We start from the raw sequence: 14,045 nt of genomic DNA, 5'->3' as shown, positions 1-14,045 counted from the left end.
AGCTATAGCTGCTGGTAAATACTTGTCTTATCCCATCGAGAGAATCGACAAGTGCGGGGAGTCCATGTATCCCGACGCTGATGCTTTGCATACAGGGCGGGACTTATAGCTCCCCGCGCCCCTCCTTTGTTAAAAACGGTACTTAACCGGCCAGTGGAAATGGCCAAGTGCGCTGACGTGGGAGCCTGGGGAGTTGGGTGGGGCATCCACTCTCCGAAGCATCTGTATCAGACTAAACAGTAAAGAGGCTTCCAGGATATCTAGGCTCTGTACAGGTGCTCACAAAGTTCTGGATTGGTGGGAAAAACCCCTTCCCTTTCTTAGAGCAGCTCAGTGTAAAGCCTGATGCTCTTTTTTCTCTGATGGGATTACTGTAGAAGTGTTGCAACTGGAATTGTGCGGTGACCGGCTCCTCCTGCGCCCAACTTGCCAAACTCGAGATGCCCAAGATGCCCGTAACGGCTGGGATCCCTGTCACACCTTTTGCGGATCAGGCTGAGGCTGGTCACCTTTTGGTCGTGGATGATCAGCCCAACAGCCGCCTGCTGCTGGGGGATCTGCTGGAGAGCATTGGCTACTGGGTCAGCGAGGCCGAAAACGGCAATCAAGCCCTGCAGATGTTGAAAACCTTCCAGCCGGATCTGATCTTGCTGGATGTGATGATGCCGGGGTTGGATGGGTTCGAGGTCTGTCGGCGCATCAAAGCCAATGACGAGACGCGTTTGATCCCGGTGGTGCTGATTACAGCGGCCAGCGATCGCAAAAATCGCGTGCGCGGTATTGAAGCTGGGGCAGATGATTTCTTGAGCAAGCCCTTTGACGAGTCGGAATTGTTGGCGCGGGTGCGTTCCCTCGTTCGCCAAAAGCACCTCAATGAAGACTTGGATCATGCTGCCCAGGTTTTGTTCGCCATTGCCCGCAGTGTGGAAAGCCGGGATCCCACCACCGGGGATCACTGTGAGCGCTTGGTACAAATGGCCAAGAGCTTCGGCGAGTTTTTACATCTGCCCCGTCCCCTGATCAAGGTGCTGATGTGGGGAGGTTACCTGCACGACATCGGCAAAGTGGGCATACCCGATGCCATCTTGGGTAAAACAGGCAAACATACCCCGGAAGAGTGGGAGGTGATGAAATCCCATGTCTTGATCGGGGAGCAAATCTGCCGCCCACTACGCACCATGAAAGAGGTGTTGCCCCTCATCCGTCACCACCACGAGCGTTGGGATGGCAGCGGTTATCCCGACGGCCTCAAGGGGGAAGAGATCCCTCTGGTGGCCCGTATCTTCCAGATCATCGACATCTACGACGCCCTCACCTCGGAGCGACCTTACAAGCGAGCTTTCACTGCTCAAGAGGCTATAGACATTTTGCGGGAAGAAACAGCCAGAGGGTGGCGGGATCCCCAGTTGGTGGAGTATTTCTTTGAGTTTCTGCGATCGCAGGCGCCAGATTTGGAGTAGGCTGGATAGAGCTTGCTTGTAGTGTATCAGCAGGATAGAGTCTTTTGCCGGGTGCCGATCCGCTGCGCCGTTGTGTAGGCTGTCGCCAGTTGTTTCCTCGCTCACAACTGTGGCGGCTGGTCAGGCAATTTGATTCCCACCAAGTGCTTTTGGATGAGGGTATGGGGCGTTCTGCCTATGTCTGTCGTCGGCTGGAATGTCTGCAGGCAGCCCGACGCAAGCAGCAAATCAGCAGAGCTCTCAAGGCACCGGTGCCTGACTCGTTGTTTCAACGGCTGTTGGATTCTCTTGAGCAGGATTGCCAGGGGCATCTCCTCCAAAAGCCTGAGCCTCAGAGGTATTCCCAAACATAGGTAAGATATTTAAACGCCCTTTTAGGTTCATCAGGTTGCGAACTACACGACAGCCCCCCTCAATTGTCAGAATGGGAGTTGGCCGGAAAACTGAGGTCAGGCTGGAGGAGCTGCAGAGAGGTTATTCTGGAGGCGCTGTTTCCATCTATTCTTTCCCCGGCTGCCCTACTGGATGTCCCCTGCGGATGTTGCCAGAGCAGCTTCAGACCTGGGTTCCCTCCAGTCCGGATCTCTAGAGGATCGCCAAGCTGCTCTCGATGCACCGGAGGAAGCCCCCGCAAGCCCAAAAGGTTCGGCTCAACCCAATAACCGGGTTCCCATTGACTTGGAGAGTAAAACTGACGAGGAGAAAGGAGCAGAGGCTAGCAGACGAATGACCGACAAAGTTCGACTCTATGACATTGCCCGTGAGATGGGGCGTGACAGTCGGGAGGTGCTGGAGATTTGTGAGCAACTGGGGATCCCTTTCAAAACCCACAGCAGCACCATTTCTCCGGAGCAGGCTGAGTTGGTGCGCAGCAAGCTGGGCGCCTCCCGCATTGTGAAGCCTCCTCGACCCCGGCCCAAACCCCCATCTGAAAACCTCCCGCCGGAGCCTCCTGCTGAAGCTAAAGCCAGTGAGCGCCCTCAGCAGAAAGTTCCCGGCACCGCCAGCGCGATCGTCGGCATTCGTCGGCCCGCGCCCGTTCAGCAGCAAGCCCCAGTTGGCGAGGCCAAGACGGCTGAAACTCCGCCGGCTGCCAAGCCCTCGCCATCTCGACCTGAGCGAGTCTCCCCCGAAAAAGGATCTGCCAGCGGTGGTGCTCAGCTCATAGGCCCGCCGCGGCGGCAAGTTAGCCCTCCTGTCCGCTCGTCTGAGGCCACCCAAGAGCCGGGGACGGCTTCTCAACCGGCACCCCCCCCCATTCGCCCTGAACCTGCCGCAGCCAAAGCCAGCAGCTCCGAGCCCAGTTCTGTGGCCAAGCGCCCAACTGTGCTCACCCCCCCTCGACGAGCTACCTCCGAGGCAGAACTGCCGGCAGAGCGGCCTGAACCGCCGCAAAAAGCTCCCGAGCTCAGTCGCCCCAGCCCTTCAGAAGCACCATCCCCCAGCCGCGCCCGTGCCCCTCAGCCTGCGGAAGAAAAAGCTCCTTCTCCTCCACCTGCGCAGCGACCGCGTCCACAACTGGTGGGCGCACCTGTTCGCCCTGGCACGCGTTCTCCGGTGACTGAGGAAAACCGTTCCAGCAGCGGCAAAGCCGGTGAAGCCCCTCGTCCGCAGCGGCGGATGGAATTGGTGGGGCCCCCTACCCGTCCTGTGGCCAAGCCAGCTCCCCCTGAGCCAGATGCCGCCTCTCCCTTGCCAGAGAGGATCCCTGGGGAACGTCCCAGCCCGGTGTTGGTAGAGGCTCCTGTAAGACCTACCCCACCCAAGGTCAAGCGCAAAACGGAAGAAGAAGAGGACGAGGAGTTGCAAGCTCTTAACCGACGGGCTGCCCGCGCTCAAGCCAAACGCAAACGCAGTCGGAGACGGGGGGAAGGAGATGGAGATGGTTTGGATTTGGATCCCATGACCATCATTTCAGCGGTCAAGCAGGCTGAGCTAAACGCCCTCAAGCCCTTGGCTCGCCCCACCGCCAAGCCTCCTTCCTATCGCCCACCCGCGGCAACGGCTGCTCCCACCGCCCGCCCCCGCCCTGCTGCTCGTTCGCAGCAGCAACCCACCTCCGCTGAAGCTGGTGCTGCCGATCGCGCCAGCGGGACAGAGCCCTTGCCCGAAGAGAAGGTGTTGCTCTTGGATGGCAGCCTCACCGTTCAGGAATTGGCCCACCGCCTGCGTGTGGCCGAAACCGAGATCATCAAAACCCTCTTTTTCAAGGGGGTGATGGTGACCATCAACCAGGTCTTGGATGAGTCGCTGGCCGAGTCGGTGGCCAAAGAGTTGGGCTATGAGATTCGCCGACCCGAGGCAGAACCCGAGGCCAAAAAAACCGAAATGCTGGATGTGGAGGACATCGACCATCTGGTCTCGCGTCCGCCGGTGGTGACCATCATGGGCCACGTGGACCACGGCAAAACCACCCTCCTCGATGCCATCCGCGACACCAAAGTGGCGCAGGGAGAGGCTGGCGGGATCACCCAGCGCATCGGTGCCTACCATGTGGATGTGAACTTTGAAGGCCAGAAGCGGCGCATCGTTTTCCTGGATACTCCTGGCCACCAGGCTTTTACCGCCATGCGCGCCCGGGGAGCCCGCGTCACCGACATTGCGGTTTTGGTGGTGGCCGCCGACGATGGGGTACAACCGCAAACTCTGGAAGCGATCAGCCATGCGCGGGCGGCTCAGGTGCCGATCATCGTGGCCATTAACAAGATCGACAAACCCGGCAGCCAGCCGGAGCGCATCAAGCAGCAGTTGGCGGAGCATGGCCTATTGCCAGAGGAGTGGGGTGGGGATACCCCGATGGTGGAGGTGAGCGCTCTCACCCGCCGTAACCTGGATGCTCTGCTGGAGATGATCCTGTTGGTGGCCGATGTGGCCGAGCTGCAGGCCAATCCCAACCGTCCCGCCCGTGGCACGGTGATCGAGGCCCACCTGGACAAAGCTCGCGGGCCGGTGGCTACCCTCTTGGTGCAAAATGGCACTCTGCGGGTCGGAGACACCCTGGTGGCCGGGGCCGTTCTGGGTCGGGTCAAGGCGATGATGGACGATCGCGGCCAGCGGTTGCAAGAAGCCGGGCCCTCTTCGGCGGTACAACTGCTAGGCCTGGATGAAGTCCCGGCAGCCGGCGATGAGTTCCAGGTTTACACTGACGAAAAAGAAGCCCGTCGCATTGCCCAAGAGCGGGCGGAGGTGCTGCGGCAAACCCGTCTACAACAGGCGCTGCTGTCTCGTCGCGTGAGCTTGGGTAGCGTTTCCGCCAAAGCCCAAGAAGGTCAGCTCAAGGAGTTGAACTTGATCATCAAGACGGATGTCCAGGGATCCGCCGAGGCCATTCAGACAGCGCTGCGGGATTTGCCCCAAGAGGAAGTCCAGTTGCGGGTTCTGCTGGCGGCCCCTGGCGAGATCACGGAAACCGACGTGGATTTGGCTGCGGCCAGCGACGCCATCATCCTCGGCTTCAACACTACCCTGGCCCCCGGCGCCCGTCAGGCTGCCGATGACAAGGGTGTGGACGTGCGGGAGTACGACATCATCTACAACCTGCTGGACGATCTGCGGGCAGCGATGGAGGGCTTGCTGGAGCCGGAAGAAGTGGAGGAGCCGCTGGGCCAAGCGGAAGTGCGCCTGGTGATCCCCATCGGGCGCGGTGCGGTTGCCGGCAGCTATGTGCTCTCGGGCAAGGTGCAGCGCAATGCTCTGGTGCGAGTTCGCCGCAGAGGGGAGGTAGTTTACGAGGGACGTCTAGACTCCCTGAAGCGCTTCAAGGACGATGTGCGGGAAGTGGCTGCCGGCTTCGAGTGTGGGATCGGCATCGACAAGTTCCAATCCTGGCAGGAAGGCGACATCATCGAGGTGTACCAGATGGTCACCAAGCGGCGGACGCTCACTCCCGCCTAGCTTCACCCCAAGCGACTCTAGGTCGGCCTGCGTTCTCGGGCAGGGGATCCCAAACAGGGCGGGAAAGTTTGAGCTGATCGTGCGAGCGGGAGGAGTCCTCAGAGGGAGAGAAGGGATGCAACAAAGCCAGAGACTGAGCCAGATGCTGTTTGTCACGCTGCGGGAGGATCCCGTCGAGGCCGAGTTGCCCAGCCACAAATTGCTGCTGCGGGGCTGCTTTATCCGGCGGCTCTCCGCAGGGATCTACACCTATCTGCCGCTCCTCTGGCGGGTGCTGCAAAAGATCTCGGAGATCGTTCGCCAGGAGATGAACGCCATCGGTGGGCAAGAGTGTCTGCTGCCCCAGTTGCAGCCGGCGGAGATCTGGCGGGAATCGGGGCGATGGGATGTGTACACCCAAGCCGAGGGGATCATGTTTGCCCTCAAGGACAGGCAGGGGCGGGAACAGAGCCTCGGCCCCACCCACGAAGAGGTGATCACCCTGCTGGCCCGCGACCTGATCCGTTCTTACCGGCAATTGCCCCAAACCCTCTATCAGATCCAGACCAAGTTTCGGGATGAGATTCGGCCCCGCTTTGGCCTAATGCGAGGGCGGGAATTCATCATGAAAGACGCCTATTCCTTCCATGCCAACGAGGAAAGCCTGCGCCAGACCTACCAGGATATGTACCGAGCCTATAGCCGCATCCTCAGGCGCTGTGGGCTGGAGTTTCGCGTGGTGGATGCCGATGCGGGGGCAATCGGGGGTCCATCGGCGGCCTCGCAGGAGTTTATGGTGCTGGCCTCTGCCGGAGAAGATGAGATTCTCTACACGCCCGATGGCTCCTATGCTGCCAATGTGGAGAAGGCCGTCTCCATCCCGCCGCCAGCGGCAGAGTCTCCCTACGGATCTTTTCAGGTGTTGGATACACCGGGGACGGAGACCATTGACAAGCTCGCCGATTTCCTGAAGATTTCCCCCACCCTTATCGTCAAAAACGTCCTCTACCAAGCCCTCTACGACAACGGCCTGCGGGTGGCAGTGCTGCTCAGCATCCGCGGGGATCAAGAAGTCAACGAGGTCAAACTGGCCAACCACCTCAGCCGCTTGGCAGAGCGCTACCAAGCCAACAAGCTGCTCAAGCTCACCTTGGCGGATGCCGAGATCCAAAACAGTTGGCAGGGGGATCCCATCCCGGTGGGCTACATCGCTCCTGATTTGCCGGATAGCTGTTTGGGCCCGCAGAAAAACCTTGCCCCCCAGATCCTGCGCTTGGCCGACCAGACGGCAGCTCTGCTGCAGAACTTTGTGACCGGCAGCAACCACGTGGGGCGGCACGTGGTGGGGGCCAACTGGGGCGAGCAATATCCCCTGCCGGAAGTGGTGGATGTGCGCAAAGCGCAAGCGGGGGATCGTTCTGTACTCAACCCCGACCAGATTCTGGAAACGGCTCGTGGCATCGAGATCGGCCATATCTTCCAGTTGGGTCTCAAGTTCTCACTGCCGATGCGGGCCACTTTTACCGACGAGCAGGGATCCGAGCAGCCCCTCTGGATGGGCTGTTATGGCATTGGGGTATCCCGCTTGGCCCAGGCGGCGGTGGAGCAGTCCCACGATGCCAACGGGATCATCTGGCCCGTGGCCATTGCCCCCTATCACGTAGTGGTGGTGGTGCCCAACATCTCCGACGCCGAGCAGATGAGCGTGGCGGAAAAACTGGTGCAAGATCTCGCTGCTGCCGGCATCGAGACCCTCTGGGATGACCGGGACGAGCGGGCCGGCGTCAAGTTCAAGGATGCAGATCTCATCGGGATCCCCTATCGCCTCACCACGGGGCGCAGCCTCAAACAGGGCAAGGTGGAACTCACCGAGCGGGCCAGCGGCCAAGCCACGGAAATTCCCATTGAAGAAGTGGTGACTACCCTGAAAGAGCGGATTGAAGCAGCCCTAGCTGTGCCGGACTGAGCGTGGCTTCTCCTGAACCCGATGCTGAACATCTCCATTCTTAAAGAAGACGAATCCTATACTTTTCGCTCTTATTTTGAGATGCCCTACGAGCCAGATGAAATCTTGGCTCAGTTCGGCTATCAACTGGAAATTGGGGAGTGGACATGGCCTGTTGCCCCTGCGCCGCCGCAAACCCCAGTTTTGAAAGATCGGATCCGACAATTGTTACCTTTGGTTAGCCTCACCAGCGAAACAGCGCGGCGGGAATTGCTGGTGGCTCCTGTGCTGACCGAAGTGGCTCTCCATTGTCGAGTTCCTTTGCGGCTGGAGTATCCCCTGATGGTCAACAATTGGTTGAAGGGCAGCCTCGATTATCTGTTGCGAGGGAAGAACATCCTGCTGGTGGTTGAAGCCAAAAAGGACGATCTAACGCGGGCCTTTGTGCAAATGGCTGTAGAAATGATTGCCCTGGCGCAGGTGGAGCAGCAGGCTCAGATCTACGGTGCAGTGACGATGGGGTCTATCTGGCAGTTCGGACAAATTCTTGCCCATCAGCAGGTGATCAAACAAGACTTAACGCTGTATCGGGTACCTGAGGAGCTGGAAACCATTGCCGGCATTCTCACTGCCATGGTCAGCAACCCCAGCCCATCGTGAATTTAGTGACCATAAGTCATGAATCAAAAAACAGTCTGGTTTGCCCTGAAGTTGATGCTGGCTGCCGCCGGAATCAGCATAGCCATCAAATATGGTGGCCCTTACTTGGCCTTGCCGGAGCAAATGCCAGTGGTGGTCGGGATGATCGTTTTGCCCACCTTGATCATGGCCGGGATCCTGTGGCGCTGGCAAATGCAGTCTCCTCTATCCAAAACTCCCCTACAAGCCGGCAAGGGATCCCTGGGAATTGAAGATGATAGAGCCTTCACCCCCAGCCCTTCTCCCAGGGGAGAGAGGGAAGTCTGAACTGCTGGACATGGAAGGCTGCCCAGATCCCTTGATGGGTGGGGGGAAGGCTATCGGGATGGATTGGGATCCCTTGAACCCCTACTGCTGGGTAAGGCGCAGGGTTACCGTTGGGCTGGTTTGGTTGCCGGAAGTGGCCGTGAGATTCACCTGATACACCGTGCCAGAGGCCGGAATGGGAGGTCGAACGGTGATTGTGAAACGGCCCTGGGCATCTGCCTGCACAGTTTGGTTGGTCACGGTCTGTTGGGCGCTGATGATGCCCCCCAGAGAAGTAGAAGCCGTTACATTCACCCGCACCGAAGCATTGGGAGCTGTAGTGCCCTGCAGCGTAAACGAAGAACCGGAAACCCGATCCCCATCCCGCAGGTTGGTGATCTGAGGCAAGAGTGGGCCGGGGGCGCTGACCGTGGCGGAAACCTCTTGGGTGGTCAGCCGCTGGATGCCCCCGGTGGCCCCTTCGATCAGGCGGGCCGGTTGTTCGGCGGTCATGAAGCGCACTTGGCCACCATTTTCCAGGCGGGCGACGACGATCCCCTCACGGGTGGTATCCTTCGCCTCGATTAGGGCATTCACCACATAGGTGCCGCTGGAGACTTCCTGAGCCGGCAGGGTTTGCACTTGCCGTCCATCTTGGATGAGGTAAACTGTTACCCGGCTGGAAGGGGTACCTTTGACGGTGACCAACAGGATTTCTCCCGCTGCCAAAGGGCGACTGCCGGCATTGTGATCCACTAAGTCGATGGAAGCGCGGACAGGGCTGCCCACAGTGAAGCTCCAGGTCACGCGGCGGGTCACCCCCTGGGTATTGGTGAACTCCAGCAGAACTTCCCGGCGCCCCGGCGGCAGGGGTTGGGCAGGGCGATAGGTGAAGAAATCTCGGGTGATCACCGACTGGGACGTGACATCTTGACCATCCACAAAAACCCTCACCGTTTCCGGGCGCACGCTGACGCCATCTTGGCTGCGGAAAGAAGCCGAGATTGGGGAGGTAGGTTCAACATTGGTGGCCGCTTGAGCTGGGCTGGGATCCGTAATTTGCTGAGCCCTTGCAGGCAAGCTCGACAACCCCACAACCGCAGCGCCAATCACCAAGGCCCGGGGAAACCAGGAATACAAGTTATCGCTCATGAGACCATCCAAGAAAAAGAAAGATAGAGTACAGACAGACTACACAGGCAACAAGCCCAGAGAAAGGCTAAACAGAGTCCGGCAGAACATCGGCCTCGATATCCTGTTCGAATCCTGTCACAGGGGATGGCCCCTGTCGATACGCCTAAACCTCTGATCGGCTCTCCAATAGACTCAATCCCAGCGTCAAAACCGGGCAAAGTCAACTGCCATCTGCCGTGTGGGATCCCATGTCCATCCTGGCAAAGGCCAGAAGATGACTGTAGGTGAGGATGTAAGGGATCCCTTTGAAGGATTTGACTTAACTTGTGTTCGATGGGTAATCGATGGGTATCAGCTCATCTCAATTCACAAAAATAGCCCCTGTCGCTTGCAGATCGAGGCAGTGGTCGCCGGAGACATCGTTGACCAGCCGCACCTCTACGGTGATCACGTTGAAAGAATCCACGCTCACCTGGTAGCCCACAGGAGCCAACATCGGCGTGTTGATGGCCATGCAATTGGGGATCAACAGGTTGCTCAGGCGCAACGTTTCGCCTGCAGGCAGTTCCGAGACTTTCTGGCGGGGATCGGTAAAGCCGTATTCCAAAGGCAGACCGGTGCGATTGCGGATCACCAGCTCTGCCGGCAGGTCGGGGTTGAAGCGGGCCACTGGGCGATCAAAAACCAATTGATCGACACCCACCGGTAAGCGCGGCAACGGCACTGTCTGAAAGGTAGGCTGAGCGGCAACCCAGAGGGATCCCTGCAACAACCCTCCGCCAACCCAGCCGCCCAGCAGAGTCGCCAACGTCAAAACCATTCTTTTGCTCCGTTCTGCATAGCTCATGGCTTTCGCCTCAGGATGTGCTTCCAGACTGGTGGGAGTTGGATCCCTTGCCTGCTTGTATTGTTCCCAAAAACGGCTGGCCGGGCCAGATGGCTGCTGTTTTTTCCAGGGTATGCCCCAACCAGCTAAGATCCCGTGGAGGGGAAGTTAAGTTAGAGTTGGCAATGCAAAGGGAGGCATGGCCATGCCAGCAGAACCGAAAAAGTCGGAGAAAAACTTCTCGTGGAAGGGCAGTGCCGACGCGGGCCGGGCGCTGACGATTTTGGCTGCCGTGGGAGCCGCGGTGATTTTACTGGCGGGGTTCCTACAGTAGGCAAACAGTAGGCAAAGCTGTTTGTGTCTGCAGCCGGCACAAGCACCTCAGCACGGCGGCGGAAGCCAAAGTTTCTTCTTCAAGGCGATTTCAAGGCGATGGTGGCAGCCTGCTCGACTTCCAACTTGCCTTCAAGGATCATCCCCGCCATGGTTGAAGATGTCCTCAAGGCAAAGGTGTTGTCTGCGGGGCAGGAAGCCGCCCTCGACTGCGTTCTCCGCCATGGCTGCCCTACAGAAAGAAGCAGATCCGGATGCTTTGGAAGTCCTGCTGATTGGTTGATGCGAGGTTCGCTACGCCTGTCCGGGTCACGCCGCTGGGCAGCAGGCTCAACAGGGAAAAAAGCCCAGCAGAGAAGGGATCCCTGCTGAGCCCCTTGAAAGTGCCGAGGAAGGGGTAAAGTGCCCTCAGCCCAGCAACCGGCGGGCAGTGTTGACCACGTTTTCCACCGTGAAGCCGAACTTCTCCATACACACCGGGCCGGGGGCGGAAGCGCCAAAGCGATCGATGCCAATGGCCACCCCCTCAAACCCCAGGTACTTGTGCCAGCCGAAGGTGCAGCCTGCCTCGACGGAGACGCGCTTGGTGACGTTGGGGGGCAGAACGGAATCGCGGTAGCTCTGGGGCTGGGCCTCAAACAGCTCCATACAGGGCATAGAGACCACCCGCACGGCCCGGCCTTCCTGCTTTAGTTGGGCTGCAGCTTTCACCGCCAGCTCCAGTTCAGAGCCGGTGGCGATCAAGATCAGCTCTGGATTGGGGGCATCCACCACCACATAGGCCCCTTTGGCTACGCCTTCAACAGAGGTGCCCTCCACCGGGTTGACCGCCTGCCGGGTGAACACCAGCACAGAAGGGGTGGTCTTGGCTTCTAGGGCCACCTGGTAAGATCCCACCGTTTCGCGGGCATCTGCCGGGCGCAGCACATAGAGATTGGGAATGGCCCGCAGGGAGGCCAAAGTTTCCACCGGCTGGTGAGTGGGGCCATCTTCCCCCAAGGCGACGGAGTCGTGGGTCATGACGTGCAGCACCCGCACCTGCGAGAGGGCGGACAGGCGGATGGCAGGCCGCATGTAGTCGGTGAAGATCAAAAAGGTGGCGTCGTAAGGGATGAGACCTCCATGAAGCGCCATGCCGTTGGCAATGGCTCCCATGCCGTGTTCCCGCACCCCAAAGCGGAAGTTGCGCCCCTCGTAAGATCCAGCCTGAAACTCTGGGATCCCTTTTAAATAGGTCATGTTGGAGTGGGCGAGATCTGCGGATCCCCCCAGCAGTTCCGGCACCGCTTTGGCCAAGGCATTCAGACAAAACTTGGAGAGGTTGCGGGTGGATTCTCTGCCGGTTTCGGCAATGGGGGCCAGCGCTTCTTTCCAGCCCACCGGCAGCTCCCCGGCCATGATGCGCTTGAACTCGGCGGCCTCTTCGGGGTAAGCCTTCTCGTAGGCGGCGAAGCGCTCGTTCCACTCGGCCTCGGCCTTGGCCCCTTTTTCGATGGCCTGGCGGAAGTGGGCCAGCACCTCGTCGGGAATGTAAAACTCCGGCTCCAGAGGCCAACCCAGGTTTTGTTTGGTGAGCTTCACCTCTTCCGGCCCCAGGGGTGCCCCATGGACGCTCTCGCTGCCGGCCTTGTTGGGGGATCCGTAGCCGATGGTGGTCTCGACAATGATCAAAGAAGGCTTGTTGGTGACTTCCTTGGCTTTTTGGATGGCCTCGGCGATCCCCTTCAGGTCGTGGTTGCCGTCGTCTACCTTTTGCACGTGCCAGCCGTAGGCTTCATAGCGTTTGCCCACATCTTCCGTAAAGGCGATTTCTGTGCTGCCGTCGATGGAGATGTGGTTGCTGTCGTAGAGCATGATCAGCTTGCCCAGTTGCAGGTGGCCGGCCAAAGAAGCTGCTTCGGAAGCCACCCCCTCCATGTTGCAGCCATCCCCCAAGATCACGTAGGTGTAGTGATCCACAATGGTGTGGCCGGGCTTGTTGAAGCGGGCGGCCAGATGGGCCTCGGCAATCGCCAGCCCAACCGCGTTACCCACCCCTTGCCCCAGCGGGCCGGTGGTGACCTCTACCCCCGGAGTTTCAAAGTTTTCCGGGTGGCCGGGGGTTTTGGATCCCCACTGGCGGAACTGCTTAATGTCCTCCAGGCTTACATCGAAGCCGGTTAGGTGCAGCAGCGCGTACTGCAGCATGCAGCCATGCCCCGCCGAGAGCACAAAGCGATCCCGATCCACCCACTTGGGGTTGCGGGGGTTGAACTTCATGAACTGCTGCCACAACACATAGGCCATGGGTGCTGCTCCCATCGGTAGGCCGGGGTGGCCGGAGTTGGCCTTCTGAACAGCATCCACCGCCAAAAAGCGAATCGTGTTGATGGCAAGTTGTTCCAGAGAGGGAGGAGCAGCAACAACCATGTGGGATCCCTATCGCTCGACATTTGCTTTCCAGTATGCCGCGTTTTGGGTCGTGCTTCCGAGGCGGCAGGGATCAATTGGGCCCGGAAATTGGCTTTGTCCAAATTCCAACGGGGCCAAATGGCAGGCTAAGCTGAGTGATACCGTCGCTGCTGTTTTGTGCTGGAGCACTTCTTTGACCGTTGTTTCTTCTTCTCCTGGCGGCAAACCCTCCTGGCTGCGGGCCAAGGCCCCTCAACGGGTGGGATCCGTCCAGCAACTGCTGCGGGACTTGGGCCTGAACACGGTTTGCGAAGAAGCTTCCTGTCCCAACCTGGGGGAGTGTTTTGCCAACGGCACCGCCACCTTTTTGATCATGGGCCCGGCCTGTACCCGCGCCTGCCCCTACTGCGATATCGACTTCACCAAACGCCCCCTGCCCCTGGATGCCACCGAACCCCGGCGGGTGGCGGAAGCAGTGGAGCGCTTGGGGTTGCGCCATGCGGTAATTACATCAGTGAATCGGGACGACCTGCCCGATGGGGGAGCCAGCCAGTTTGTGGCCTGCATTGCGGAAATCCGTCGCCGCATGCCCCAGACGACCATCGAAGTCCTGATCCCAGATCTGTGCGGTAACTGGCAGGCGCTGCAGCAGATCCTGGCAGCCCGACCGACGGTGCTCAACCACAATACCGAAACGGTGCCCCGCCTCTATCGCCGTGTACGCCCGCAAGGGAACTACGAGCGCTCCCTCAAACTGTTGGAGTTGGCACGGCAATGGGATCCCGGCCTGTACACCAAGTCGGGGGTGATGTTGGGTCTGGGAGAGACAGCCGAGGAGATCTTGCAGGTGATGCGGGATCTGCGCCGGGCAGGGTGTGACATTCTCACCTTGGGCCAGTATCTGGCTCCCAGCCCCAAGCACTTGCCGGTGGAGCGCTATGTCACCCCAGAGGAGTTTGACCATTGGCGACGGGTGGGAGAGGAACTGGGCTTTTTGCAGGTGGTGTCTTCGCCCCTAACCCGCAGCTCCTACCATGCCGAGGCTGTGCAAGAGTTGATGCAGCGCTTTCCCAGGAGGAGCTCCTGAGCGCTGGGGCCTCGCCGGCTGCCCGACCTTGTGGGTTGCGCGAGAGAAGAA

11 protein-coding genes are annotated in these 14,045 nt (G+C 59.5%); 8 read left to right on the top strand and 3 right to left on the bottom strand.

What is annotated here, in order from left to right; genetic code table 11:
• Window positions 1–440 precede the first annotated feature (440 nt).
• The 6 genes from ACVWZ1_RS11555 to ACVWZ1_RS11530 all read left to right on the top strand — a co-directional run bounded on the left by ACVWZ1_RS11555 (window position 441) and on the right by ACVWZ1_RS11530 (window position 8,244).
• Window positions 441–1,460, top strand: coding sequence for an HD domain-containing phosphohydrolase (locus ACVWZ1_RS11555; RefSeq protein ID WP_457503427.1), 1,020 nt, complete (start codon window positions 441–443; stop codon window positions 1,458–1,460).
• Between the two features lie 44 nt (window positions 1,461–1,504).
• Window positions 1,505–1,813, top strand: a complete 309-nt coding sequence (locus tag ACVWZ1_RS11550) for a YlxR family protein (protein WP_414409175.1) — start codon at window positions 1,505–1,507, stop codon at window positions 1,811–1,813.
• Window positions 1,814–2,186: 373 nt separating this feature from the next.
• A complete protein-coding gene (infB, locus tag ACVWZ1_RS11545; protein WP_457503425.1) occupies window positions 2,187–5,354 on the top strand; it encodes a translation initiation factor IF-2 in 3,168 nt (1,055 codons plus the stop codon).
• A 115-nt stretch (window positions 5,355–5,469) separates the two neighbouring features.
• Window positions 5,470–7,299 carry a proline--tRNA ligase gene (locus ACVWZ1_RS11540; RefSeq protein ID WP_457503424.1) on the top strand — a complete coding sequence of 610 codons (1,830 nt, stop codon included), beginning with the start codon at window positions 5,470–5,472 and terminating at the stop codon, window positions 7,297–7,299.
• A 21-nt stretch (window positions 7,300–7,320) separates the two neighbouring features.
• Complete coding sequence (locus tag ACVWZ1_RS11535; RefSeq protein WP_011432755.1) at window positions 7,321–7,938, top strand: hypothetical protein; 618 nt, start codon at window positions 7,321–7,323, stop codon at window positions 7,936–7,938.
• A gap of 18 nt (window positions 7,939–7,956) precedes the next feature.
• Window positions 7,957–8,244 carry a hypothetical protein gene (locus ACVWZ1_RS11530; protein WP_457503423.1) on the top strand — a complete coding sequence of 96 codons (288 nt, stop codon included), beginning with the start codon at window positions 7,957–7,959 and terminating at the stop codon, window positions 8,242–8,244.
• Window positions 8,245–8,325: 81 nt separating this feature from the next.
• Here the strand turns inward: ACVWZ1_RS11530 and ACVWZ1_RS11525 are convergent, their stop codons facing one another.
• Together ACVWZ1_RS11525 and ACVWZ1_RS11520 are read right to left on the bottom strand one after the other, a co-directional pair.
• Complete coding sequence (locus ACVWZ1_RS11525) at window positions 8,326–9,375, bottom strand: hypothetical protein (protein WP_414399182.1); 1,050 nt, start codon at window positions 9,373–9,375, stop codon at window positions 8,326–8,328.
• A 343-nt stretch (window positions 9,376–9,718) separates the two neighbouring features.
• Window positions 9,719–10,204: a hypothetical protein gene (locus tag ACVWZ1_RS11520; protein WP_414344337.1), complete on the bottom strand. Its 486-nt coding sequence runs from the start codon at window positions 10,202–10,204 to the stop codon at window positions 9,719–9,721.
• A gap of 184 nt (window positions 10,205–10,388) precedes the next feature.
• Here ACVWZ1_RS11520 and ACVWZ1_RS11515 point away from each other — a divergent pair, with 184 nt between their 5' ends.
• Entirely contained in the window at window positions 10,389–10,517 is a 129-nt protein-coding gene (locus ACVWZ1_RS11515) for a hypothetical protein (protein ID WP_011432750.1), read from the top strand.
• A gap of 407 nt (window positions 10,518–10,924) precedes the next feature.
• Here the strand turns inward: ACVWZ1_RS11515 and tkt are convergent, their stop codons facing one another.
• Window positions 10,925–12,925, bottom strand: coding sequence for a transketolase (gene tkt / locus ACVWZ1_RS11510; protein WP_414428205.1), 2,001 nt, complete (start codon window positions 12,923–12,925; stop codon window positions 10,925–10,927).
• 175 nt (window positions 12,926–13,100) lie between these two features.
• On the opposite strand from tkt, the gene lipA reads away from it, so the two are divergent.
• Window positions 13,101–13,994 (top strand): lipoyl synthase, encoded by an 894-nt coding sequence (gene lipA / locus ACVWZ1_RS11505; RefSeq protein ID WP_457467227.1) that lies wholly within the window; start codon window positions 13,101–13,103, stop codon window positions 13,992–13,994.
• Window positions 13,995–14,045 lie beyond the last annotated feature (51 nt).

It is taken from the genome of Thermostichus sp. MS-CIW-25, assembly GCF_054060015.1.
Note: the sequence above shows the minus strand (reverse complement) of the source record. Positions and strands in the feature narration are given on the sequence as shown.

Bases quoted from the DNA above. Each gene is read 5' to 3' on its own strand.
- infB (WP_457503425.1), top strand. From the start codon at position 2,187: ATGACCGACAAAGTTCGACTCTATGACATTGCCCGTGAGATGGGGCGT.
- ACVWZ1_RS11515 (WP_011432750.1), top strand. From the start codon at position 10,389: ATGCCAGCAGAACCGAAAAAGTCGGAGAAAAACTTCTCGTGGAAGGGC.
- ACVWZ1_RS11535 (WP_011432755.1), top strand. From the start codon at position 7,321: ATGCTGAACATCTCCATTCTTAAAGAAGACGAATCCTATACTTTTCGC.
- tkt (WP_414428205.1), bottom strand. From the start codon at position 12,925: ATGGTTGTTGCTGCTCCTCCCTCTCTGGAACAACTTGCCATCAACACG.
- ACVWZ1_RS11530 (WP_457503423.1), top strand. From the start codon at position 7,957: ATGAATCAAAAAACAGTCTGGTTTGCCCTGAAGTTGATGCTGGCTGCC.
- ACVWZ1_RS11525 (WP_414399182.1), bottom strand. From the start codon at position 9,375: ATGAGCGATAACTTGTATTCCTGGTTTCCCCGGGCCTTGGTGATTGGC.
- ACVWZ1_RS11520 (WP_414344337.1), bottom strand. From the start codon at position 10,204: ATGAGCTATGCAGAACGGAGCAAAAGAATGGTTTTGACGTTGGCGACT.
- ACVWZ1_RS11555 (WP_457503427.1), top strand. From the start codon at position 441: ATGCCCAAGATGCCCGTAACGGCTGGGATCCCTGTCACACCTTTTGCG.
- ACVWZ1_RS11540 (WP_457503424.1), top strand. From the start codon at position 5,470: ATGCAACAAAGCCAGAGACTGAGCCAGATGCTGTTTGTCACGCTGCGG.